The organism is Enterobacter cloacae complex sp. IR5384 (assembly GCF_049237265.1).
Lineage (GTDB): Bacteria > Pseudomonadota > Gammaproteobacteria > Enterobacterales > Enterobacteriaceae > Enterobacter > Enterobacter cloacae.
On record NZ_JBMKHJ010000007.1, the window covers coordinates 46947 to 70592 of the forward strand.

Below are 23646 nucleotides of genomic sequence, written 5' to 3' on the forward strand. Positions count from 1 at the left end.
CTGACCAGTATATCACAACACCCTGGCGAGATTTTGACCAAATGCAAAAACATCAGGAAATTTACACCACCGCCGTCGTCAGCCTGGATGAGCAGCACAGCCGATCCTGCTCATCGAGAATATCAATCTGCCACACCTGATGACGGCTACCGGCGTGCAGCGCGCGGCAAATACCGCGCACGCGCCCGCTGCGCACCGAGCGAATATGGTTGGCGTTCACCTCAAGCCCGACGACCTTCTGCTCCCCTTCGGTGCAGAGATACCCCGCCACCGAGCCCAGGGTTTCGGCCAGCACCACGGACGCACCGCCGTGCAGTAAACCAAACGGCTGGTGCGTACGATGATCGACAGGCATGGTGGCCTCCAGATCGTCTTCCCCAATGCGGATAAACTGGATATCCAGCAACCCGACCATATTCCCCTCGCCCATGGCGTTTAACGCCTGTAGCGTGACGGCACGTTTCCAGATCATCCGATAATCTCCAGTAAAGCCTGTAACGGATGGCGTACCCCGTTACCTTCAACACGTTTCACCTGGCTACGACAGGAGTAGCCCGTTGCCAGGCAGCGGTTTCGCGGCAAGCGCTGCATCGCCTGATGCCATGACAACTCGTAGATACCGAGCGAGTTGGCGTGATTCTTCACTTCATGCCCGTAAGTGCCTGCCATGCCGCAGCAACCGACGCTGACGCTCTCAAGCTTCGCGCCAAAGCGGGCAAAAATAGAGGCCCATTGCGCAGGTGCGCCCGGCAGCGCGGTGACTTCGGTACAGTGGCCAAACAGGTACCACGGCTCACCGCTGACCTCCATGGCGCTGGTCTGCTCGAGAGCCGCCGGCAGCCACTCGTGCACCAGCATAACGTGGAACGCCCCGCGTTTATCGCCCAGCGTCTGCTTATATTCATCGCGATAGCAGAGCACCAGCGCCGGATCGACACCCACCATCGGCATGCCCAGCCCGGCGACCCGGTTAAGGAAATCAGACGTTTTTTGCGCCGTTTTCGCGAAGCGGTTGAGGAAGCCTTTAATGTGTTGCGCCTTACCGTTAGGTGAGAACGGCAGAACCACCGGCTGATACCCCAGTTTTTCCGCCAGACGGACAAAATCGGCCACCACCTGCGCGTCGTAATAGCTGGTAAACGGATCCTGCACCACCAGCACCACCTTCGCTTTTTGCTCAGGACTTAACGCCTCAAGCTGCTCCAGGGTCATGTTTGCCGAGCGGTGCCCCACCAGCTGACGCTGCAGCGACGGCACCGAGAGCAGCGGCAGATCCACCATCCCGATATGCTTTTCGGAAAGCTTGCGCACCAGCGGCTGATTGATAAAGAAGTTGAACGTCTTTGGCGCCCGGGCCATCAGCGGGGCATAGCTCTCCACCGTTGCCACCAGATGGTCGCGCATCGGGCGCAGATAGCGCGTGTGGTAGAGCTGCAGGAAGCGCGAGCGGAACTCCGGTACGTCTATCTTAATCGGGCACTGGGTCGAACAGGCTTTACAGGCCAGGCAACCGGACATGGCCTCTTTCACCTCATGGGAGAAATCATACTCGCCCTTATTCGCATGCCAGCTGTTGCGGGTGCGCTCTATCAGGGAACGCAGGCTGGCCCGTTTTTCCGGCAACTCCTGCTCCAGCTTGAGCGGGTCGATACCGCGATCGGCCAGCAAACGCAGCCATTCGCGTACCAGCGTCGCCCGCCCTTTTGGCGAATGAATGCGGTTGCTGGTGATTTTCATCGACGGGCACATCGGGCTTTTCACGTCGAAGTTAAAGCACAGGCCGTTGCCGTTACACTCCAGCGCCCCGCGCCAGGACGCGCGCACGGCAATGGGGATTTGTCTGTCGTACGTGCCGCGCTTGACGGCATCCACCTGCAGCATGGGCGCGTCCACGCCTTCCGGCGGGCAAATTTTCCCCGGGTTGAGACGGTTATTGGGATCGAACGCCGCTTTGACCTTGCGCAGCTCGCCGAAGAGCTGTTCACCGAAGAACGCCGGGCTGTACTCGGCGCGGAACCCTTTCCCGTGTTCCCCCCACAGCAGGCCGCCATATTTCGCGGTTAAGGCCACCACCTCATCGGAGATCTGTTTCATCAGGATCTCCTGCTGCGGATCGCACATGTCCAGGGCCGGACGCACATGCAGCACCCCGGCATCAACGTGGCCGAACATGCCATAGCTCAGGCCGTGGCTGTCCAGCAGCGCACGGAATTCTACGATATAATCCGCCAGATGCTCAGGAGGGACGCAGGTATCTTCGGCAAACGGAATCGGCTTCGCGGCGCCTTTGGCATTGCCGAGCAGCCCCACGGCTTTTTTACGCATCGCATAGATACGCTCAATGCCGGCCAGGTCGTTACAGAGCTGCCAGCCAATGACCCCACCTTCGCCGTGGGCGATCAGTTCATCAAGCCGCTGACAGAGCGTGGTCACCTGGCTATCGATAAGTTCTGCATCGTCTCCGGCAAATTCAACGATGTTAAGCCCAAGCATCTCTTTGTCCGGCACATCGGTAATCAGCTCCCGCACCGAGTGCCAGACGATATCTTCCCGCGCCAGATTAAGCACCTTCGAGTCAACGGTTTCCACCGACAGCGCCTGCGCCTCCACCATAAACGGGGCATTACGCAGCGCGGAATCAAAGGAGTCATATTTGACGTTCACCAGGCGGCGCACTTTGGGCAGCCGGGTGATATCCAGCCGTGCCTCGGTAATAAACGCCAGCGTTCCTTCGGAGCCAGTCAGCACACGGGTCAAATCAAACTGGGTCAGTTCGTCGTTAAAGACGTGACGCAGGTCGTAACCGGTCAGGAAGCGGTTCAGTTTGGGGAATTTGTCGAGGATCAGCTGGCGGTTATCGCGACAGCGCTCCAGCACGGTGCGATAGATGCGCCCGCTTGCGGTGTTCTCTTTACCCAGCGTTTCCGCCAGCTCGACCGGCACAGGCTGGGTATCCAGGATATCGCCGCCCAGCAGCACCGCCCGTACGCCCAGAACATGATCGGAGGTTTTTCCGTAGACCAGCGAACCCTGCCCGGAGGCATCGGTGTTGATCATCCCGCCGATGGTTGCCCGGTTGCTGGTAGAAAGCTCCGGCGCAAAAAAGTAGCCGTAGGGCTTCAGATACTGGTTGAGCTGATCCTTAATCACGCCCGCTTCAACGCGAACCCATCCCTCTTCAGGATTGATCTCGATGATGCGGTTCATATAGCGCGACATATCAATGATGATGCCCTGGTTCAGGGCCTGGCCATTTGTTCCGGTGCCGCCGCCGCGCGGGGTGAACACCAGAGCGCTAAAACGCTCTTGTGTCGCCAGCCGGGCAATCAGCGCCACATCGGCCGTTGAACGTGGAAAGACGACTGCATCGGGAAGAAGCTGGTAAATACTGTTATCGGTCGCCATCGTCAGCCTGTCGGCATAGTTCGTGGCGGTATCACCTGTAAAACCCTGTTGCTCCAGTGCCTGCAAAAAATTAAGCACCAGCTGAACGACGCCAGGTGCTTGAGAAATCTGTGGGATCATGACTGTCGACCCTAATTAGAGTAGTGTGAAATCGTTTGCGTTGTGTCTGGAAAGTTTTATCACATTTTTTTCTTATGTGCTTCGCTGAATTACGGGCAAAATCCGCCTGTCAAAAATCGCTGATATCATTAATGATTAGAGTGACGCGGTTATCCGTTCCCGCCAGCCTCGCTGGTGTTTATTAAGGAAAGTTTCATTTATGGTCAATCTTCGCCAGCCCAGGGATGTTGCGCAAATTTTGCTGTCGGTGCTGTTTCTGGCCCTCATGATTATTGCGTGTCTGTGGATTGTTCAACCTTTCATACTTGGCTTCGCCTGGGCCGCGACGGTGGTCGTGGCGACCTGGCCGGTGCTGTTACGTTTGCAGAAACTGCTGTTTGGCCGCCGTGGTCTGGCGGTACTGGTCATGACGCTGCTGCTGTTCCTGCTGTTTATTATTCCGATTGCGCTGCTGGTGAACAGCCTTGTCGATTCCAGTGGCCCGGTTATTCGCGCCGTCACCAGCGGTGATTTAACGCTGCCGGATCTCGCCTGGCTGAACAGCATTCCGGTGGTAGGTGCCAAACTTTACAGCGGCTGGCACAGCCTGCTGGAGATGGGCGGCAGCGCGTTGATGGCGAAAGTGCGTCCGTATATTGGCACCACCACCACCTGGTTTGTGGGTCAGGCGGCACATATTGGTCGCTTTATGATGCACTGTGCGCTGATGCTGGTCTTCAGCGCCCTGCTCTACTGGCGCGGTGAACAGGTAGCGTTGGGCGTACGCCATTTCGCTACCCGACTGGCCGGTAAACGCGGCGATGCCGCAGTTCTGCTGGCGGCGCAGGCCGTGCGGGCGGTTGCGCTTGGGGTGGTCGTCACGGCGCTGGTGCAGGCGGTGCTGGGTGGTATCGGCCTTGCCATTTCTGGCGTGCCGTACGCTACCGTCTTTACGGTGGTGATGCTGATGACCTGTCTTGCTCAGCTGGGGCCGTTGCTGGTGCTGGTCCCAAGCATCATCTGGCTTTACTGGACGGGGGATACCACGTGGGGAACCGTTCTGCTGGTCTGGAGCTGCGTGGTTGGCACCATGGATAACGTGATTCGTCCCATCCTCATCCGCATGGGCGCGGACCTGCCGCTGATCCTGATCCTCTCCGGCGTCATTGGCGGGTTAATCGCCTTTGGGATGATCGGTCTGTTTATTGGACCAGTGCTGCTTGCCGTCACCTGGCGTCTCTTCTCCGCCTGGGTACACGAAGTGCCGCCGCCGGGTACCGACCCGGATGTGATTTTGAGCGAACTCGAAGAGCTGGAAGAGAAGAATACGCAGTAAAAGGGGTTGCCGGGTGGCGTGACGCTTACCCGGCCTACATTCTCCCCGGCAATACTTAAACGTTGCTAAACTATTTATTCGTTGCGCACTGGTCCGACCCGCCTTTTTTGCTCTAAGTCCGCTATTCACCTCAAGAAATCTTTACTTCTCTTTAACTATTGAGACGAATCTGATCGACGCTCAAGGTTGGCATGCCTACTATTAGCTCACGGTTATAAATCAACACCTTGATTTATAAGCATGGAAATCCCCTGAGTGAAACAACGAATTGCTGTGTGTAGTCTTTGCCCATCTCCCACGATGGGCTTTTTTTTATCCTGGCTACGCGTGCTGAACCTGACAGGTGCTTAGCATGCGCCATTCAGCAGGCAGCACCCGCGTCTCTCCCGTCACATTGACCGTCACCACGTCGCGAATATCCGCCGACGATGCTCCCACCTGTAGCTCAAACTCGCCCGGCTCGACAATGCGTTTGCCGTCCCGACGGGTAAAGTTGAACATCTCCACGGGCAGCGTAAAGGTGAGCGTGGCCGTTTCGCCCGGCGCGAGCGCCACGCGCTGGAACGCTTTCAGCTCCTGAAGCGGCCGCACCTGCGTGGCAACCTTATCCCGGACGTACACCTGCACCACCTCGCTGCCGCTGCGTTCACCGCGGTTGGTGACGTCAATACTCAACACAACCTCGCCGTCCACCGGTAAGCTGTTTTGCGCGAGGCGTGCTGCGCCCCAGTTAAATTGCGTCCAGCCAAGGCCGAAACCAAAGGGATAGCGGGAGCCAAAGTGGAACGCGAATGGCGTGCCGCCGCTTTTCAGCTTGTGGTTGTAGTAGTACGGCATGGCGCCCGCACTTTTCGGCACGCTCACCACCAGACGTCCCTGCGGCTCCGCGCGGCCGGTTAACACATCGGCAATTGCCCAGCCCCCTTCCTGCCCAGGTGCCCAGGCCATCATCAGCGCCGCGACCTTATCTTCCAGCCCCTGAAGATTGTACGGCCGCCCACCGGTCATCACGACAATCACCGGTTTGCCCGTGGCGACCAGGGCTTCCAGCAGTTGTTGCTGAACGCCAGGCAGATGCAGGGAATCGGTATCGGATCCTTCCCCTACCGTGCCGCTCTGGAACAAACCGGCGAGGTCGCCGACGCAGGCCACCACCACGTCGCTCTCCTGCGCGGCGTTCACGGCTTCGGGGATCAGCGCGGTACTTTGCGACACCGGCGACTGCTGCATCGGTTTGCCCCCGCTGTCACCCGGGAAGACCGGCGCGCCCGCCATTCGTTTTTCGATGATGTGACACCCTTTGGCATAACGCACGTTCGACGCGCCCAGATAGTGCTCCAGCGCCGCGCGCAGGGTCGTCACCTGCGACGTTTCGTCAACCATATCGCTGATAATCAAATGCACCGGGAAGCTGTAGCCGCTGAGCAACGCCAGCGGATCGTCCGCCGTGGGTCCCACCACCGCCACGCGGGGTTTGCCGCCGAGAGGCAAAATGCCGTTATTCTCCAGCAGCGTCAGCGAACGGGTCGCCACCTCACGTGCAACCTGCCGGGTGGTCTCATTTTGCAAATCAATGCCACTTTCATCGGCATACGGTTTTTCAAACAGGCCGAGACGGAATTTTTCGGTCAGCACGCGTCCTACAATCTCGTCCACTTTCGCCATGGAGATCAGACCACGCTCAACGGCCTCGGCCAGATGGCGGGCGCAGTCATCTTTCGGCAGCTCAACATCAAGCCCGGCGTTAAAGGCCAGCGCGGCGGATTCGGTCGCATCATGCGAGACCCCGTGATGCTGATGCAGCAGGCTGACGCCGCCATAGTCCGCCACAACGATCCCGTCAAAGCCCCACTGTTCGCGCAGGACGGTGGTCAGCAGGAAGTGGTCACTGTGCCCCGGCTGATTGTCGATATCGTGGTAGGCAGGCATCACCGACCCGGCATTGGCCAGCTTCACCGCCATTTCAAACGGCAGCAGGAAGGTATCATTCAGTTCGCTAAAGCCCAGATGAACCGGGGCATGGTTGCGCGCTCCCTCGCTGAACGAGTGGCCCACATAGTGCTTAAGCGTGGCCAGCAGATCGCGTTTATCGCCCTGCAGCCCTTTAACGTAGGCCGTGGCCATCACGCCCACCAGCCAGGGATCTTCGCCAAAGGTCTCTTCCGTGCGCCCCCAGCGCACATCACGGGAGACATCCAGCACCGGGGCCAGCCCCTGCTGGCAGCCCACGGACCGCGCCTCTTTGCCTATCTGCTCGGCTGCCCGCTGTACCAGCGCCGGATCCCAGGTTGAACCGTAGTTGAGCGATGACGGGAACAGCGTGGCCGCTTTGCACAACAACCCCACCAGACACTCCTCATGGAACAGCGCCGGAATGCCGAGCCGCGTCTCTTCCATCATCATCCGCTGCAGACGGTTGGCGGCGCGCACGCCGGTTTGCGCATCAACGATATGGGTACCCAGCGGACGGGTAATCTGCCCGACGCCCAGCTTAAGCCGTTCGCTGAGCGAGGCCTGTTCACTCACCCCCGCGAATTCGTCACTCAAGTCGCTGCGTTCACGGTGGTTGCCGTTTTCATCGAGGATCAACCAGTACGCGTGCATCTGGGCGAACTTCTCTTCCGGGGTCATGCGTGCCAGCAAGTCGGCGACGCGCTCGTGCACGGGACGTCCCGCGTCCTTATAGATTGCAGTCATGTTTTACTCCTGTAGGGCGGAAGGGGCAGCCGGGCTGAGTTGCCCTGCTTCTGGCCGCACGTCGCGCTTGCTGGCCAGTTCGCGGGCGATGGAATCCACCAGCCGACTGTTGAGTTTGTAGATGGCAAGCAGCGCGACCATGCAGAGGAACAGCACGCACGGAATGAGGGTAAACAGTGCGTTAATGGTCGTGAGTACGTGCGGCGTCTGGGTTGCCTGGCCTGGCGCGTAATCCACCATCCCGAGCACCCAACCCACCACTGCCCCACCCAACGCCAGACCAAATTTGATGGCGAACAGCGCGGTGGAGAAGACCAGACCATCGAGCCGGCGACCGCTGCGGTGCTCTTCATAATCGACCACATCGGAGAACATGGTCCACTGCAGCGGCGTGGTCAGGTTCTGGATGAAGCTAAAGACAATATTGAGGCCGAAAATCAGCCAGACCTGTGAAGGCGGCAGGAAGAAGATCAGCGCCCCAAAAATCACGAAGGAAATAATGGTCCACTGATAAGCGCGAACGCGGTCAAATTTCCCCAGCAGCCGTTCGGATAATAATGCGCCACTTAAGGAGGCCAGCATCCCGGAGACGATAAAGGCAAACACCAGTTCCGGACGCAACAGCACATAATTCACGTAATACATCGTGGCAGAGCCGCGCGTCACGACCGCCGTTAACAGCAAAATATTAAACAGGAACACAATTCGCCACTGGCTGTTCCCGGCCAGCAGTTTTAAATCGGTGAGCATGGAGCCAGAAGTATCATTCCGCGGAGAATAGCGCTCGCGGGTCATCAGGAAGCAGCAGAAGAATAAAATAATCCCCAGTAATCCCATCAGGCTCATGGCATAGAAATAGCCTTTCTGTACGTTGCCCTGTCCAAGATGCGAAACCAACGGCAAAGCGATAACCGTCACAATCAACCCGCCGATAAACGACAGGCCAAAGCGCCACGACTGCAGCGAATGGCGCTCGCGCGGATCCAGCGTCAGCGCGCCCGGCATGGCGCAGTAAGGGACGTTAATGGCGGAATAGATGAGGCTTAAAATCCCGTAGGTCACACAGGCATAGACGATTTTCGCCGTGGGCCCGACGTCGGGAACGTAGAACGTAATGAGGCAGCTTACGCCAAACGGAATGGCAAACCACAGCAGCCATGGACGGAAACGACCGTGACGCGTTTGGGTGCGATCCACCAGCGCGCCGATACAGGGATCAATAAAGGCATCGACCACGCGTACCACTAAAAACATGGTGCCCATAATGGCCGCGGGTAAACCGAAAACGTCTGTATAGAAATAAGCAAGAAATAACGTCGCTGTTTGCCAGACCAGCGCACTGGCCATATCACCTAAGCCATAACCTATTTTATCTTTGGTACGCAGTACAGAGGAGATTGTCATTTGTTATTTGCCTTTTTATCAGGTTAAAAAGTATTTCAACCAGTTGCGCAAAATCCTGTTGATCTGCGCGGTAAGGCTCAAGTATTAGCAACCCTTTGTGTGCTAACAATTGTCTAAATTAACAGACAAATTATGATATTTGGTTTTTTACTTTATTTGTGATGGGGAGCAAATATAAGCGGAAATAAAAAAGGCGAGGATTATTTCCCTCGCCTTTTCAGATACGGAAGACGTTACTTGTTCAGTTCAGCCAGGCTCAGCCAGGTTTGCACCACGGTGTCCGGGTTGAGGGAAAGACTGTCGATCCCCTCTTCCATCAGCCAGGCCGCGAAGTCTTCATGGTCAGAAGGGCCCTGGCCACAAATCCCGACGTATTTACCCTGTTTCTTCGCCGCACGGATGGACATCGACAGCAGGGCTTTCACCGCCTCGTTGCGTTCGTCGAACAGCTCAGAGACCACGCCGGAGTCACGGTCCAGACCCAGCGTCAGCTGCGTCATGTCGTTCGAACCGATAGAGAAGCCGTCGAAGTGCTCCAGGAACTGCTCTGCCAGCAGGGCGTTGGACGGGATCTCACACATCATGATGATCTTCAGCCCATTTTCGCCGCGCTTCAGCCCCTGACGCGCCAGCTCGTCCACCACCGCTTTCGCCTGGTCCACGGTACGTACGAACGGGATCATGATCTCAACGTTAGTCAGTCCCATGTCGTTGCGCACGCGTTTTACCGCTTCACACTCCAGCGCGAAGCAGTCGCGGAAGCTGTCGGAGACATAACGCCCGGCCCCACGGAAGCCCAGCATCGGGTTCTCTTCTTCCGGCTCGTAGCGCTCGCCGCCCACCAGATTGGCGTATTCGTTAGACTTAAAGTCCGACAGACGCACGATCACGCGCTTCGGATAAAACGCCGCACCGAGCGTCGCGATCCCTTCGGTCAGACGGCCAACGTAAAACTCTTTCGGCGAGTCGTAGCCTTTCATCATCTCGCGAATTTCGTTCTGCAGCTTTGCGTCCTGGTCGTCAAACTCCAGCAGCGCGCGCGGGTGAACGCCAATCATACGGTTGATGATGAATTCCAGACGCGCCAGGCCCACGCCTTCGTTCGGCAGGCAGGCGAAGTCAAACGCGCGGTCCGGGTTACCGACGTTCATCATGATCTTCAGCGGCAGGTCCGGCATGGTATCGACGCTGGAGCTTTTCACGCTGAAGTCAAGGATGTCAGCATACACGTAGCCGGTATCCCCTTCGGCACAGGAGACGGTCACGTTCTGTCCGTCCTTCATGCGTTCGGTTGCGTCACCGCACCCGACAACCGCCGGGATCCCCAGCTCGCGGGCGATGATCGCCGCGTGACAGGTACGCCCACCACGGTTGGTGACGATAGCCGCGGCTTTCTTCATGATCGGTTCCCAGTCCGGGTCGGTCATGTCGGTTACCAGCACGTCGCCCGGTTCAATGCGGTTCATCTCGCTGATATCGTGGATCACTTTCACCGGACCGGCACCAATGCGGTGACCAATCGCGCGGCCTTCCGCCACGATTTTGCCCTGCGCGTGGAGGGTATAACGCTCCATCACCTGGCCGCGAGAGCGAACCGTTTCCGGGCGCGCCTGGACGATGAACAGCTTGCCGGTGTGACCGTCTTTGGCCCATTCGATGTCCATCGGACGGCCGTAGTGTTTTTCAATCTGCACCGCCTGCTTCGCCAGCTCCTGCACTTCGGCGTCGGTCAGGGAGAAGCGGTCGCGCAGCTCCTGCGGTACATCTTCAATCTTCACCTGCTTGCCATGCTCCTGGGTCGGGGCATAGATCATGCGGATTTTTTTCGAGCCCATGGTGCGACGAACCACCGCCGGACGGTTGGCGGCAAGCGTCGGTTTGTGGACGTAGAATTCGTCAGGGTTCACGGCCCCCTGCACCACCATCTCACCCAGGCCCCACGCGGAGGTGATGAATACCACCTGGTCGAAGCCGGACTCGGTATCAATGGAGAACATCACACCGGAAGAGCCCACGTCGGAACGCACCATACGCTGTACGCCCGCAGAGAGCGCGACGCCGCGATGGTCATAGCCCTGATGCACGCGATAGGAGATAGCGCGATCGTTAAACAGGGAGGCGAACACGTGTTTCACCGCCACCAGTACCGCGTCATACCCCTGAACATTCAGGAAAGTTTCCTGTTGTCCGGCGAACGAGGCATCCGGCATGTCTTCTGCGGTTGCCGAGGAGCGCACGGCGAAAGAGGCCTGCGCATCATCAGCGGAGAGCTGGTTGTACGCATCGTGAATGGCTTTTTCCAGTTCCGGCTGGAAAGGTGTGTCGATAATCCACTGGCGGATCTGCGCCCCGGCTTTAGCAAGCTCGGTAACGTCATCAATATCCGTTTTATCCAGCAGGTCGTAAATGCGCTGGTTTACACCGCTCTGGTCTAAAAACAGGTTAAACGCATCGGCGGTCGTGGCAAACCCGTTTGGTACGGAGACACCCATACCGGACAGATTTGTAATCATTTCACCCAGGGAGGCATTTTTGCCCCCAACTCTGTCTACATCATTCATGCCGAGTTGGTTATACCAAAGCACCAGCGGTGACGAGCCATTGTTGGACATCGAAACAATCCTTTTGTGATATTTGATCGGAGTAAGAAACACCTGACTACGTATTTATACTGGCATATTTATTTACGCTAAAAAAACGGTGAATCGTGTAAGCAATTTAAATTTTCAACTTTTCGGATACTTTCCCTCCACCGGATAAGCCGATGATTCCTATATATTCAGCCAAAAACCACAAAAATGACGTCGCTATTTGAAAAATGAAATCCACTTTTCAGGAAAATCAAAAACACCATTTCATTTTAAATTCAGATAACTTCTTTGCTGTGCAATTAACTTTTTTAATTTATGCTTTCAGACAATTAGGTCCGATATTCAGGGTGGATAAAATGGATAATGCTGTCGATCGCCACGTTTTTTATATTTCTGATGGTACGGCGATTACCGCTGAGGTGCTGGGGCATGCGGTGATGTCACAGTTCCCCGTTTCGATTAACAGCATCACGCTGCCGTTTGTGGAAAATGAGAGCCGCGCGCGGGCGGTCAAGGACCAGATTGATGCCATTTACCAGCAGACGGGCGTACGCCCGCTGGTGTTCTACTCCATCGTGATCCCGGAAATTCGCAACATCATTCTGCAAAGCGAAGGCTTTTGTCAGGATATCGTGCAGGCGCTGGTGGCCCCGCTGCAGAGCGAGCTGAAGCTCGACCCGACCCCCATCGCACACCGAACCCACGGGCTGAACCCTGGCAACCTTACCAAATACGATGCGCGTATCGCCGCCATTGACTACACCCTGGCGCATGACGACGGCATCTCGCTGCGAAACCTCGACCAGGCGCAGGTCATTTTGCTGGGCGTCTCCCGCTGCGGCAAAACCCCTACCAGCCTCTACCTGGCGATGCAGTTTGGTATTCGTGCCGCCAACTACCCGTTCATTGCCGATGATATGGACAATCTGGTGCTGCCTGCCGCCCTGAAGCCACTGCAGCACAAGCTGTTCGGGCTGACCATTAATCCGGAGCGCCTTGCCGCCATCCGCGAAGAGCGCCGCGAGAACAGCCGCTACGCCTCCATGCGCCAGTGTCGAATGGAGGTCTCCGAAGTGGAAGCACTGTACCGCAAAAACCAGATCCCTTGGCTGAACAGCACCAACTATTCGGTTGAAGAGATCGCCACCAAAATTCTCGACATCATGGGTCTTAATCGCCGCATGTACTAATATGCTAGTACATTAGCTCAGATTCAGGTATCATCCACCACATCCTCGGGGTGGAGCCGCCCCGAACTTGAAATCAGCAGGGATTGGTTTAAGGTGATGCCCATCACTTCCCGGTAGTCTGCCGATGAAGCAAAAAATTTCTGAGACATTCCATGAATAAAACCGACGAACTCCGCACAGCGCGCATTGACAGCCTGGTTACACCGGCTGAACTGGCACAGCGGCATCCACTTTCCGCAGGCGTTGCGGAGCATGTTACGGCCTCGCGCCGACGCATTGAAAAAATTCTTAATGGTGAAGACAAACGTCTTCTGGTGGTAATTGGCCCCTGCTCGATCCATGACCTGGACGCGGCGATGGATTATGCAAAACGGCTACAGGGGCTGCGGGAACAACACCAGCATCGCCTTGAGATCGTGATGCGGACCTACTTTGAAAAACCCCGTACCGTGGTGGGCTGGAAAGGATTAATTTCAGACCCCGATCTCAACGGCAGCTATCGCGTTAACCATGGGATTGAGCTGGCACGTAAGCTGCTTTTGCAGGTGAACGAGCTGGGCGTTCCCACAGCCACCGAGTTTCTCGATATGGTGACCGGCCAGTTTATCGCCGATCTGATCAGCTGGGGCGCGATTGGCGCGCGGACCACCGAGAGCCAGATCCACCGTGAAATGGCCTCTGCCCTCTCCTGCCCGGTCGGGTTTAAAAACGGAACCGATGGCAACACCCGGATTGCGGTCGATGCGATCCGCGCTGCGCGTGCCAGCCACATGTTCCTCTCGCCGGATAAGAGCGGCCAGATGACCATCTACCAGACCAGCGGTAACCCGTACGGGCATATCATTATGCGCGGCGGCAAGAAACCGAACTATCACGCCGGGGATATCGCCGCGGCCTGTGAAACGCTGGCCGAGTTCGATCTGCCGGAACATCTGGTGGTGGACTTCAGCCACGGTAACTGTCAGAAACAGCACCGTCGCCAGCTGGATGTCTGCGATGAGATCTGCCAGCAGATCCGCAGCGGTTCAAGCGCCATTGCGGGCATTATGGCCGAAAGCTTTATCCGCGAAGGCACGCAGAAAATCGTGTCGGGTCAGCCGCTGGTTTACGGCCAGTCGATCACCGACCCGTGCCTGAGCTGGGAAGACAGCGAACTGCTGCTGGAGAAGCTGGCGTCTGCGGTAGATTCGCGCTTCTGATGTTATTGTCGGGTGGCGCTGCGCTTACCCTACCTACGATACGTACCCTTCTCCCTCTCCCTGTGGGAGAGGGTCGGGGTGAGGGCATCTGACCGCACTTCACCCCCAAATTTGATCCTCTCACCCTTTTTTCACAAAAACGCTTGCCGCGAATTTGCAGTTTATTGATAATGATTATCATTGTTACATTGATTGTTATTTATAAACATTATGTCACGTACGGATAACACTGCGGCAACGCCGCCAAAAACAGACACAGTATCCGCCCCCGCCGAGCGTCGCATTGACAGCAAAACCCTGCTGGGCGATGAGGGACGGGTCATTATCGAGCATGACGGTCAACGCTACCTGCTGCGCCAGACCCATGCCGGAAAATTGATCCTCACAAAATAAACAACACAAAAACTCCGCCAGCCACCCAGGTGAACCCCAGGCAGCCAGCGCTTTCAATTCTTAATGGAGAGTTGCTATGCCACACCTGCCTTCCGCGCCTTTACGTCCGTCACTTCTGGCGCTGGCGATTGTCAGCACCCTGCCGGGCGTCGCGTTTGCTACCACAGATGAAATGACCGTGACCGCCACGGGTAACGCCCGTAGCGCCTTCGAAGCCCCCATGATGGTGAGCGTGATTGACGCCAGCACACCGGATAAACAGACTGCCAGCTCGGCAGCCGACCTGCTGCGTAACGTCCCCGGCCTGACGCTCGATGGCACCGGACGTACCAACGGCCAGGACGTTAACCTGCGCGGTTATGACCGTCGCGGCGTGCTGGTACTGGTTGACGGCGTGCGCCAGGGAACCGACACCGGCCACCTGAACAGCACGTTCCTCGATCCGGCTCTGATTAAACGTATCGAAGTGGTGCGCGGTCCGTCGGCCCTGCTGTACGGCAGCGGCGCGCTGGGCGGTGTGATTGCCTATGACACCGTCGATGCCAAAGATCTGCTTGAGCCGGGTAAAAACAGCGGCTATCGGGTGTTCGCTACCGGTGCGACGGGCGATCACAGCATCGGCATGGGGGCCAGCGCCTATGGCCGCACCGATACCCTGGACGGGCTGCTCTCCTGGTCGAGCCGGGATCGTGGCGATCTGCGCCAGAGTGACGGCACCACCGCCCCGAACGACGAATCCATTCAGAACATGCTGGCGAAGGGCAGCTGGAAAATCGACGCGGCCCAGAGCCTGACCGGCTCCCTGCGCTATTACAATAACGCTGCACAGGAGCCGAAAAACCCGCAAACCAGTGCAGCAGACAGCAGCAGTAACCCGCTGACCGACCGCTCCACCATCCAGCGTGACGCGCAGCTCGGCTATCACCTTGCCCCACAGGGTAACGACTGGCTGAACGCCGACGCGAAAATTTACTGGTCCGAAGCGCGTATCAACGCCCAGAACATCGACGGCAGCGGTGAGTTTCGCAAACAGACCACCAAAGGCGGCAAAGTGGAGAACCGCACCCGCCTGTTCAGCGATTCCTTTGCCTCACATCTGCTGACCTACGGCGGTGAGTATTATCGTCAGGAGCAACGCCCGGGCGGGGCAACAACGGGCTTCCCGCAGGCACAAATCGATTTCAGCTCCGGCTGGCTGCAGGATGAAATCACCCTGCGCGACCTCCCCGTGACCCTTCTTGGCGGCACGCGCTACGACAACTACCGCGGCAGCAGCGACGGCTACAAGGATGTGGATGCCGATAAGTGGTCCTCCCGCGCCGGGTTAACCGTCAGCCCGACCGACTGGCTGATGCTGTTCGGCTCTTACGCGCAGGCGTTCCGCGCGCCAACCATGGGCGAAATGTATAACGACGCCAAACACTTCTCCATTGGCCGCTTCTATACCAACTACTGGGTGCCCAACCCCAATCTGCGCCCGGAAACCAACGAAACGCAGGAGTATGGTTTTGGTCTGCGCTTTGATGATCTGATGCTGGCCAACGATGCACTGGAGTTTAAAGCCAGCTATTTCGATACCAACGCCAAAGACTACATCTCCACCACCGTCGATTTTGCGGCGGCGACCACCATGTCATATAACGTCCCGAACGCCAAAATCTGGGGCTGGGACGTGATGGCGAAATACTCCGCCGACCTGTTCAACCTCGACCTCGCCTATAACCGCACGCGCGGAAAAGATACCGACACGGGCGAGTACATTTCCAGCATTAACCCGGATACCGTCACCAGCAAGCTGGATATTCCGCTGGCACAAAGCGGCTTCTCCGTCGGCTGGATCGGCACCTTTGTCGATCGCTCAACGCACATCAGCAGCAGCTACAGCGAGCAACCCGGCTACGCGGTTAACGATTTCTACGTGAGCTACACCGGCCAGGCGCAGCTTAAAGGCGTCACCACGACGCTGGTGCTGGGCAACGCCTTCGACAAACAATACTGGTCGCCACAGGGCATTCCGCAGGATGGCCGAAACGGGAAGATTTTCGTCAGTTATCAATGGTAATCCCCGCCCCGGCTGGCCGGGGCAATGCTTTGAGAGGAAAAGACAATGAATCACTACACACGCTGGCTTGAGCTAAAAGAAGAAAATCCGGGTAAGTACGCGCGCGACATTGCAGGTTTAATGAACATCAGCGAAGCCGAGCTGACCTTCGCCCGTGTGGGCCATGACGCCTGGCGCCTGCGCGGTGACGTCCGCGAGATCCTGGCCGCGCTGGAAGCGGTGGGCGAAACCAAATGCATCTGCCGCAACGACTACGCCGTTCACGAGCAGGTCGGCGCCTTTACCCATCAACACCTGAGCGGCCACGCCGGGCTGATCCTCAACCCGCGCGCGCTGGATCTGCGCCTGTTCCTTAACCAGTGGGCGAGCGTATTTCATATCAGCGAGGCCACCGCCCACGGCGAGCGGCAGAGCATTCAGTTCTTCGACCACCAGGGCGACGCCCTGCTGAAGGTTTACGCCACGGATAACACCGACCTCACCGCCTGGGGCGATCTGCTCACCCGCTTTATCTTTGCCGGGAATCCGCCGCTGGCGTTGAAAACGGCCGATGTCCCGGCTCACGCTGAAAACCCGGACGCCTCGCTCGTGGACACAGAGTGGCGTGCCATGACCGACGTGCATCAGTTCTTCAGCCTGCTCAAGCGTCACAACCTCAGCCGCCAGCAGGCGTTTCGCCTGGTGGGCGACGATCTGGCTTGCAGGGTCGACAACACCGCGCTGGCCCAGCTGCTGGAAACGGCGCGCCAGGACGGGAACGAAATCATGATTTTCGTCGGCAACCGCGGCTGCGTGCAGATCTTCACCGGCGTGGTGGAAAAACTGATGCCGATGAAGGGCTGGCTGAACATCTTCAACCCGGCTTTCACCCTCCATCTGCTGGAAGGCGCCATCGCCGAATCCTGGGTCACGCGCAAACCGACGGCTGACGGGCATGTCACCAGCCTGGAGCTGTTTGCCACCGACGGCACGCAGATTGCCCAGCTGTACGGCCAGCGGAGCGAAGGCGAACCCGAGCAGAGTCAGTGGCGCAGCCAGATCGACGCCTTAACGGCAAAAGGGCTGGCCGCATGAAAAAATGGCTTGCCCTGATCAGCGCCCTGCCGCTGCTGGCACTTGCTGCGCCGCAGGAGAAAATCGTCGCGCTCGGCGGCGACGTCACCGAGATTGTCTATGCGCTCGGCGCGGCATCTTCGCTGGTGGCACGCGACAGCACCAGCCAGTGGCCACAGGCGGCGAACACGCTGCCGGACGTGGGCTATCTGCGCCAGCTAAATGCCGAAGGCATTTTGTCCATGCGCCCCACGCTGGTGCTGGCCAGTGCACAGGCACAGCCGTCTCTGGCGTTAAAACAGGTAGAGCAGAGTCACGTCAGGGTGATCACCGTTCCGGCAGGCAATGACCTCAGTGTTATCGATGAAAAGGTTCGGGTTATTGCTGAGGCGACGCACCACGAGGCAGAAGGGGAAACGCTGCGCAACTCGCTGCGTCAGGCGCTGTCGGCGCTTCCCGCGTCACCGCTCAATAAACGGGTGCTGTTTATTCTCAACCACGGCGGGATGACCGCGATGGCCGCCGGGCAACAAACCGCAGCGGATGCTGCCATTCGTGCGGCAGGGCTGCAGAACGCGATGCAGGGTTTCACTCGCTATCAGCCGCTGTCTCAGGAAGGCGTTATCGCCAGCCAGCCCGACCTGGTGGTGATCTCGCAGGATGGCGTGAACGCTCTGGGTGGGGCGGATGCGGTGTGGCAACTGCCCGGTCTGGCGCAAACTCCAGCGGGACGTCACCGCCAGATGCTGGCCATCGACGATATGGCGCTGCTGGGCTTTAGCGTGCGAACGCCACAGGCGATCCAGCAGTTACGCCGTAAAGCGGAGCAACTGCCCTGATGTCCCGACGCGCCGTACTGGCATTGTGGTTGCTGGCCGCGCTGCTGGCCGTCATGACGCTGGCGGCCAGCGGTGTGGGCGCGTTGCGCCTGCCGGTCAGCCTGCTGTGGACCGGCAGCGACGACGCGCTGCGTCAGATCTGGCTGACGATCCGCCTGCCCCGCGTGCTGCTGGCGCTGGCAATCGGCGGCTCACTGGCGCTGGCGGGCTGTGTGATGCAGGGACTGTTTCGTAACCCGCTGGCCGATCCGGGCCTGCTGGGGATCAGCAGCGGCGCAGCACTCGCCGTTGCGCTGTGGGTGGTTATTCCGCTCTCGCTGCCCGCGCTGGTGATGCTGTACGCCCCGATGCTGGCGGCGTTTCTCGGCGCGCTGGCCGCGACTTTCGTCATTTTCCTGCTTAGCCGGCAACGTGACAGTTCCCTGTCGCGACTGCTGCTGGTGGGGATTGCCATCAATGCCCTGTGCGGGGCGGCCGTCGGCGTGCTGTCATGGCTCAGTAATGATGCCCAGCTTCGCCAGCTCTCACTCTGGGGCATGGGCAGCCTCGGCCAGGCGCAGTGGTCAACGCTGCTGGCCGTCTGCTCGCTGATGGTTCCCACCATGCTGGTTATCTGGCGCCTGGCTGGTGCCCTCAACCTGTTGCAGCTTGGCGAGGAAGAGGCGCACTACCTCGGGGTGGAGGTGGCCGTTGTACAGCGGCTCCTGCTGCTGTGCAGCGCCCTGCTGGTGGCCGCCGCGGTGGCCGTCAGCGGTGTCATCGGCTTTGTTGGCCTTGTGGTGCCACACCTGGTGCGCATGTGGCTGGGGGCCGACCACCGGGCGGTGATCCCCGGCTCAGTACTGGCCGGTGCGTTACTGTTGCTGGCTGCCGATACGCTGGCGCGTACCCTGGTCGCCCCGGCGGAAATGCCGGTCGGTTTATTGACCAGTCTTCTCGGTGCGCCGTGGTTCCTGTGGCTTATCTTTCGTCGCGGAGGTGCGCATGGCTGAACGCTACTGTGCGGAAAATATTGTCTTTCACGCCGGGCAACGGACGCTGATCGACGACGTGTCGCTGACCCTCTCTCAGGGCGAACTGGTGGCGTTGATTGGCCCCAACGGTGCCGGGAAATCGACCTTGTTACGCCTGCTTACCGGCTATCTCAAACCCGCGAGCGGACGGTGCAGTCTGGCGGGAACGCCGCTTGCGGCCTGGCCGCCGGACAGACTCTCCCGCTACCGGGCGGTCATGCGCCAGAATACCCAGCTCGGATTCGACTGGCCGGTAGAAGCGGTGATCGGGATGGGGCGTGCGCCGTGGACGCGCCGCCCTGAGGCGTCGGTGATTGAGGAGGTGATGGCTATCTCCGGCTGTTTACCGCTGGCGGGCAGGCAGTTTGCGGCGCTCTCCGGCGGGGAGCAGCAACGCGTTCAACTCGCCCGCGCACTGGCACAGCTCTGGTGCGACGGTGCGCCGCGCGGCTGGCTGTTTCTGGATGAACCCACGTCCGCGCTGGATCTTTACCACCAGCAGCATCTGCTGCGCCTGCTCTCTTCCCTGACCCGTCGGGGGCATCTGCATGTCTGTGTGGTGCTGCACGATCTCAATCTGGCGGCGCTGTGGGCGGATCGGATCCTGCTGTTACATAACGGCAAAATGGTCGCTCAGGGAGCCCCGGAGGCGGTTCTGCAGGCCGATACGCTGACGCGCTGGTACGGCGCGCAGGTGCACGTTGGCCGACACCCGGCTCATGCCGCACCGCAGGTGTTTCTCGCCCCCTGACCGGGCTGATAAAAATCTTTCAGGGTTTCCAGCAGGGCATGCGCCGCTTTTGAGAGCTGCGTGTGCCCTGGATGGATCACCCCGATACATTTTTCTATCGGCGGGCTGTCCAGCGGAATACAGACCGCACCCAGCGATGTCATTTGCGCCTCGCACAGCGCCGGTACGGCACTGCCGCCCAGCCCGCTGGCGACCATCCTTCCTACCGTCACCAGCTGATGGCTCTCCAGCGCCACCTCCAGCTTGCGGCCGCTACGGGCCAGCTCCTCTTCCATCATCAGGCGCACCGCCGAGGGGCGCTGCAGGGTAATGAAATCCAGCGTCAGCAGTTCATTCCAGGAGAGGCGTTTTTTCATCGCAAGGGGGGACGCTTTCGGCACAATGGCGACAAACCGGTCGAGGCCCAGCGGCGTAAACAGCAGGTTATGCGTCGGTGCTGGTTCAAAGGCGATCCCCATCTCGACCCGCCCTTCCCGCACCATCTCAATCACCTGTTCGTTGATGACATCATGCACGGTGACGTTGATCCCGGCATGGCGATCGCGAAACGCTTTCAGCACCTCCGGCAGGACGTTAGCCGCAAACGACGGCATGGCCGCGACCGAGATTTTGCCACGCTGCAACGTAAAGCACTGGTGCATTGCCTCTTCAACGTTATCCCAGTCAGCCAACAGCTGCCGCGCCATCGGTAAAAAGGTTTCGCCCTCCTGCGTCAGGGTGACCTTACGCGTGCTTCGCTGCAGCAGCGGGCCCCCCAGCGCATCCTCCAGCCCTTTAATCGTCAGGCTGAGGGCTGGCTGAGAAAGATTTAACCGTTCGCTGGCGTGCGCAAAATTGAGAGTGTGAGCTACCGCTAAAAACGCGCGTAACTGTTTGACACTCATTCTCATTTTTCTTCCTGTTAACTAATTGAAAAAATTTAGCTAACAGGAAATTAATAAAAAAACCAAATGAGTGGGTCACAAATTCAAAATTAACAAAAGAGTCGTCGCCCCCAATGATACCGCCACGGACAACGGGAGGGATGGCTATGGCAGGACTGGATAAACGCGTCGGCAGCTATGCGCAGGCGCTGGAGGGGCTGACGGACGGGATGACATTGCTGGCGGGCGGCTTTGGCCTGTGCGGTATTCCTGAAAATCTGATTGCGGAAGTCAAACGCCGTCAGGTGCAGGGCCTGACGGTGGTATCGAACAACTGCGGCGTGGATGGTTTCGGGCTCGGGCTGCTGCTGGAGACACGCCAGGTGCGGAAGGTGGTGGCATCTTACGTCGGCGAGAACGCGCTGTTCGAACAGCAGGTGCTGAGCGGCGAGTTGGAGGTTGAGCTGACGCCCCAGGGCACGCTGGCCGAAAAGGTGCGCGCGGGCGGGGCCGGTATTCCGGCATTTTACACGGCCACCGGCTATGGCACGCCCGTGGCCGCCGGGAAAGAGGTACGTCAGTTTGCCGGTAAGCACTACATCCTTGAAGAGGCCATTACCGGCGATTTTGCGCTGATCAAAGGCTGGAAAGCGGACTGGTACGGCAACGTTATCTACCGCCACACCGCGCAAAATTTCAACCCGCTAATGGCCACCGCAGGACGGATAACCGTGGTGGAGGTGGAAGAGATTGTCCCGCCGGGTGAGCTGCCGCCGTCCGCCATTCATACCCCGGGAATTTATGTCGACAGGCTGATTGTCGGCCAGTTTGAGAAACGCATTGAACAGCACACGCTGCGCGCAGAGGGAGTCTGACCATGTTAACCCGCGAACAGATGGCCATGCGCGTCGCCCGTGAGCTGCGCGACGGTTACTACGTCAACCTGGGGATCGGTATCCCGACGCTGGTGGCGAACTACATCCCCGCCGGCATGGACGTGATGCTCCAGTCAGAAAACGGACTGCTGGGGATGGGGGAATTTCCCGATGCGCAGAGCCTTGATGCCGACATGATTAACGCCGGTAAGCAGACCGTCACCGCGCGAACCGGTGCCGCCATTTTCGACTCGGCCCAGTCCTTCGCCATGATCCGGGGGGGTCACGTCGACCTCACGGTGCTCGGGGCGTTTGAGGTGGACATGGAAGGCAACATCGCCTCGTGGATGATCCCCGGAAAGATGGTGAAAGGCATGGGCGGCGCCATGGATCTTGTCGCCGGGGCGCAGAACATCATTGTCGTGATGACCCACGCGTCGAAGAGCGGTGAGTCCAAACTGCTGTCGCGCTGCACGCTACCGCTCACCGGCGTGGGCTGCATCCGCCGGGTGTTAACCGACCTGGCCCTGCTGGAAATTAAAGACGGTGCGTTCATTCTGCGTGAATACGCCCCCGGCGTCGGCATTGACGAGATCGTCAGCAAAACTGCCGGAAAAATCATCGTGGCGGACGACGTTCGCGAAATGCGCTTTAGCTGAGGACTCAACATGAAAAACGTCATGATAGTCGGGGCAACGCGAACGCCGATTGGCAGTTTTCGCGGTTCGCTCTCTCCCCTTTCCGCCGTTGAACTTGGTGCTGTCGCGGTGCGCCGCCTGCTTGAAGAGAGCTCGCTTTCGGCAGGTGACACAGACGAACTGATTTTTGGGCAGGTGCTGACGGCAGGCTGCGGACAAAACCCGGCACGTCAGACGGCTATCGCCGCCGGACTGCCCGTCAGTACCCCTGCCACCACGGTCAATCTGGTCTGTGGCGCGGGGCTGAAGGCGGTACAGCTTGCGGCACAGGCTATCCGCTGTGGAGACGCAGAGGTGGTGATCGCGGGCGGTCAGGAGAGCATGAGCAATGCCCCTTACCTGCTGGATGGCGCCCGTTCCGGGCTGCGTTTTGGCCACACGGGCCTGCAGGACAGCATGATCGTCGACGGCCTGTGGGATGCGTTTAACGATTACCACATGGGGATCACCGCGGAAAACGTCGCCCGGCAGTACGGCATTTCACGCGAACAGCAGGATGCCTTCGCCGCCGGGTCACAGCAAAAGGCGGCGTCTGCCATCGAATCTGCTCGCTTTGAGGCCGAGATTACCCCGGTAACGGTGAAACAGGGCAAGAAGCCGCCATTGGTGATTCGTCATGACGAACAACCCCGGCCAGGAACCACCGCAGAGCAGCTTGCGCAACTGCGCCCCGCGTTTCGCCAGGAGGACGGCACGGTCACGGCGGGGAATGCCTCCACCCTGAACGATGGCGCCGCCGCGGTGTTGATGATGAGCGAAGAAAAAGCGCGGGCGAGCGGACTACCGGTGCTGGGCCGGATCGTGAGCTACGCCGTTACCGGGGTCGACCCGTCCGTAATGGGCATCGGCCCCGTCAGCGCCTGCCAGACCGCGCTGGCGCGGGCAGGCTGGACGCTGGATGAGGTGGATCTCATCGAAGCCAACGAAGCTTTTGCCGCGCAGGCGCTGGCGGTTGGTAACCTGCTTGGCTGGGATGCGCGCAAGGTGAACGTTAACGGTGGCGCTATCGCGCTGGGCCATCCGATTGGTGCATCCGGCTGTCGGATCCTTGTGACGCTGCTGCATGAGATGCAGCGCCGTGACGCCAAAAAAGGGCTGGTCACTCTGTGCATAGGCGGCGGGCAAGGCATTGCGCTGACCGTCGAGCGTTAAACCTCTCGTGAGTACCCGAATATAAC

18 protein-coding genes and 1 other RNA gene are annotated in these 23646 nt (G+C 58.8%); 13 read left to right on the forward strand and 6 right to left on the reverse strand.

Features of this window, described 5'->3' with window-relative positions; all coding sequences use genetic code 11:
- Window positions 1–61: 61 nt before the first annotated feature.
- Window positions 62–472 (reverse strand): 1,4-dihydroxy-2-naphthoyl-CoA hydrolase, encoded by a 411-nt coding sequence (gene menI / locus ACOTX3_RS08455; protein WP_023620692.1) that lies wholly within the window; start codon window positions 470–472, stop codon window positions 62–64.
- Window positions 469–3525, reverse strand: coding sequence for a D-2-hydroxyglutarate dehydrogenase YdiJ (ydiJ, locus tag ACOTX3_RS08460; protein ID WP_020688342.1), 3057 nt, complete (start codon window positions 3523–3525; stop codon window positions 469–471). The genes menI and ydiJ overlap by 4 nt, the downstream gene beginning before the upstream one ends.
- A gap of 199 nt (window positions 3526–3724) precedes the next feature.
- Here ydiJ and ydiK point away from each other — a divergent pair, with 199 nt between their 5' ends.
- Window positions 3725–4840, forward strand: coding sequence for an AI-2E family transporter YdiK (ydiK, locus tag ACOTX3_RS08465; protein WP_013096976.1), 1116 nt, complete (start codon window positions 3725–3727; stop codon window positions 4838–4840).
- Between the two features lie 208 nt (window positions 4841–5048).
- Window positions 5049–5156, forward strand: an RNA gene (gene rprA, locus ACOTX3_RS08470) — antisense sRNA RprA.
- A 5-nt stretch (window positions 5157–5161) separates the two neighbouring features.
- Here rprA and ACOTX3_RS08475 read toward each other — a convergent pair.
- The 3 genes from ACOTX3_RS08475 to ppsA form a co-directional block, all read right to left on the reverse strand.
- Window positions 5162–7537 carry a glycoside hydrolase family 3 N-terminal domain-containing protein gene (locus ACOTX3_RS08475; protein ID WP_038419179.1) on the reverse strand — a complete coding sequence of 792 codons (2376 nt, stop codon included), beginning with the start codon at window positions 7535–7537 and terminating at the stop codon, window positions 5162–5164.
- A 3-nt stretch (window positions 7538–7540) separates the two neighbouring features.
- Window positions 7541–8941 carry an MFS transporter gene (locus ACOTX3_RS08480; protein WP_058679108.1) on the reverse strand — a complete coding sequence of 467 codons (1401 nt, stop codon included), beginning with the start codon at window positions 8939–8941 and terminating at the stop codon, window positions 7541–7543.
- 233 nt (window positions 8942–9174) lie between these two features.
- Window positions 9175–11553, reverse strand: coding sequence for a phosphoenolpyruvate synthase (gene ppsA, locus ACOTX3_RS08485; RefSeq protein ID WP_013096979.1), 2379 nt, complete (start codon window positions 11551–11553; stop codon window positions 9175–9177).
- A 335-nt stretch (window positions 11554–11888) separates the two neighbouring features.
- Here ppsA and ppsR point away from each other — a divergent pair, with 335 nt between their 5' ends.
- The 8 genes from ppsR (at window position 11889) to ACOTX3_RS08525 (ending at window position 20032) form a co-directional block, all read left to right on the forward strand.
- Window positions 11889–12722 carry a posphoenolpyruvate synthetase regulatory kinase/phosphorylase PpsR gene (gene ppsR, locus ACOTX3_RS08490; protein ID WP_023620693.1) on the forward strand — a complete coding sequence of 278 codons (834 nt, stop codon included), beginning with the start codon at window positions 11889–11891 and terminating at the stop codon, window positions 12720–12722.
- A gap of 152 nt (window positions 12723–12874) precedes the next feature.
- Window positions 12875–13921, forward strand: a complete 1047-nt coding sequence (gene aroH, locus ACOTX3_RS08495) for a 3-deoxy-7-phosphoheptulonate synthase AroH (protein ID WP_038980294.1) — start codon at window positions 12875–12877, stop codon at window positions 13919–13921.
- A 210-nt stretch (window positions 13922–14131) separates the two neighbouring features.
- Window positions 14132–14314, forward strand: coding sequence for a hemin uptake protein HemP (gene hemP / locus ACOTX3_RS08500; RefSeq protein WP_013096982.1), 183 nt, complete (start codon window positions 14132–14134; stop codon window positions 14312–14314).
- Window positions 14315–14390: 76 nt separating this feature from the next.
- The gene (locus tag ACOTX3_RS08505) at window positions 14391–16376 is read left to right on the forward strand and encodes a TonB-dependent hemoglobin/transferrin/lactoferrin family receptor (RefSeq protein ID WP_057071549.1); all 1986 of its coding nucleotides are present in this window, start codon (window positions 14391–14393) and stop codon (window positions 16374–16376) included.
- Window positions 16377–16421: 45 nt separating this feature from the next.
- Entirely contained in the window at window positions 16422–17450 is a 1029-nt protein-coding gene (chuS, locus tag ACOTX3_RS08510; protein WP_058679429.1) for a hematinate-forming heme oxygenase ChuS, read from the forward strand.
- Window positions 17447–18268 (forward strand): heme/hemin ABC transporter substrate-binding protein, encoded by an 822-nt coding sequence (locus ACOTX3_RS08515; RefSeq protein WP_058679430.1) that lies wholly within the window; start codon window positions 17447–17449, stop codon window positions 18266–18268. The genes chuS and ACOTX3_RS08515 overlap by 4 nt, the downstream gene beginning before the upstream one ends.
- On the forward strand, window positions 18268–19260 hold the full coding sequence (locus ACOTX3_RS08520) for a FecCD family ABC transporter permease (RefSeq protein WP_038980287.1): 993 nt from the start codon (window positions 18268–18270) through the stop codon (window positions 19258–19260). Before ACOTX3_RS08515 ends, ACOTX3_RS08520 begins: the two co-directional genes overlap by 1 nt.
- Window positions 19253–20032, forward strand: a complete 780-nt coding sequence (locus ACOTX3_RS08525; RefSeq protein ID WP_058679432.1) for a heme ABC transporter ATP-binding protein — start codon at window positions 19253–19255, stop codon at window positions 20030–20032. The genes ACOTX3_RS08520 and ACOTX3_RS08525 overlap by 8 nt, the downstream gene beginning before the upstream one ends.
- Here the strand turns inward: ACOTX3_RS08525 and ACOTX3_RS08530 are convergent.
- A complete protein-coding gene (locus ACOTX3_RS08530) occupies window positions 19999–20922 on the reverse strand; it encodes a LysR family transcriptional regulator (RefSeq protein WP_058679433.1) in 924 nt (307 codons plus the stop codon). The two genes, ACOTX3_RS08525 and ACOTX3_RS08530, sit on opposite strands and share 34 nt — an antisense overlap.
- A 140-nt stretch (window positions 20923–21062) precedes the next feature.
- On the opposite strand from ACOTX3_RS08530, the gene ACOTX3_RS08535 reads away from it, so the two are divergent.
- Genes ACOTX3_RS08535 through ACOTX3_RS08545 form a run of 3 tightly spaced genes read left to right on the forward strand, consistent with a single transcriptional unit; the run spans window position 21063 to window position 23620 of the window.
- Window positions 21063–21770: a CoA transferase subunit A gene (locus tag ACOTX3_RS08535; protein ID WP_058679434.1), complete on the forward strand. Its 708-nt coding sequence runs from the start codon at window positions 21063–21065 to the stop codon at window positions 21768–21770.
- Between the two features lie 2 nt (window positions 21771–21772).
- Window positions 21773–22429, forward strand: coding sequence for a 3-oxoacid CoA-transferase subunit B (locus ACOTX3_RS08540; protein ID WP_013096990.1), 657 nt, complete (start codon window positions 21773–21775; stop codon window positions 22427–22429).
- A gap of 9 nt (window positions 22430–22438) precedes the next feature.
- A complete protein-coding gene (locus ACOTX3_RS08545; protein ID WP_038980282.1) occupies window positions 22439–23620 on the forward strand; it encodes an acetyl-CoA C-acetyltransferase in 1182 nt (393 codons plus the stop codon).
- The last annotated feature ends 26 nt before the right edge of the window (window positions 23621–23646 follow it).

Bases quoted from the DNA above. Each gene is read 5' to 3' on its own strand.
- menI (WP_023620692.1), bottom strand. From the start codon at position 472: ATGATCTGGAAACGTGCCGTCACGCTACAGGCGTTAAACGCCATGGGC.
- ydiJ (WP_020688342.1), bottom strand. From the start codon at position 3,525: ATGATCCCACAGATTTCTCAAGCACCTGGCGTCGTTCAGCTGGTGCTT.
- ydiK (WP_013096976.1), top strand. From the start codon at position 3,725: ATGGTCAATCTTCGCCAGCCCAGGGATGTTGCGCAAATTTTGCTGTCG.
- ACOTX3_RS08475 (WP_038419179.1), bottom strand. From the start codon at position 7,537: ATGACTGCAATCTATAAGGACGCGGGACGTCCCGTGCACGAGCGCGTC.
- ACOTX3_RS08480 (WP_058679108.1), bottom strand. From the start codon at position 8,941: ATGACAATCTCCTCTGTACTGCGTACCAAAGATAAAATAGGTTATGGC.
- ppsA (WP_013096979.1), bottom strand. From the start codon at position 11,553: ATGTCCAACAATGGCTCGTCACCGCTGGTGCTTTGGTATAACCAACTC.
- ppsR (WP_023620693.1), top strand. From the start codon at position 11,889: ATGGATAATGCTGTCGATCGCCACGTTTTTTATATTTCTGATGGTACG.
- aroH (WP_038980294.1), top strand. From the start codon at position 12,875: ATGAATAAAACCGACGAACTCCGCACAGCGCGCATTGACAGCCTGGTT.
- hemP (WP_013096982.1), top strand. From the start codon at position 14,132: ATGTCACGTACGGATAACACTGCGGCAACGCCGCCAAAAACAGACACA.
- ACOTX3_RS08505 (WP_057071549.1), top strand. From the start codon at position 14,391: ATGCCACACCTGCCTTCCGCGCCTTTACGTCCGTCACTTCTGGCGCTG.
- chuS (WP_058679429.1), top strand. From the start codon at position 16,422: ATGAATCACTACACACGCTGGCTTGAGCTAAAAGAAGAAAATCCGGGT.
- ACOTX3_RS08515 (WP_058679430.1), top strand. From the start codon at position 17,447: ATGAAAAAATGGCTTGCCCTGATCAGCGCCCTGCCGCTGCTGGCACTT.
- ACOTX3_RS08520 (WP_038980287.1), top strand. From the start codon at position 18,268: ATGTCCCGACGCGCCGTACTGGCATTGTGGTTGCTGGCCGCGCTGCTG.
- ACOTX3_RS08525 (WP_058679432.1), top strand. From the start codon at position 19,253: ATGGCTGAACGCTACTGTGCGGAAAATATTGTCTTTCACGCCGGGCAA.
- ACOTX3_RS08530 (WP_058679433.1), bottom strand. From the start codon at position 20,922: ATGAGAATGAGTGTCAAACAGTTACGCGCGTTTTTAGCGGTAGCTCAC.
- ACOTX3_RS08535 (WP_058679434.1), top strand. From the start codon at position 21,063: ATGGCAGGACTGGATAAACGCGTCGGCAGCTATGCGCAGGCGCTGGAG.
- ACOTX3_RS08540 (WP_013096990.1), top strand. From the start codon at position 21,773: ATGTTAACCCGCGAACAGATGGCCATGCGCGTCGCCCGTGAGCTGCGC.
- ACOTX3_RS08545 (WP_038980282.1), top strand. From the start codon at position 22,439: ATGAAAAACGTCATGATAGTCGGGGCAACGCGAACGCCGATTGGCAGT.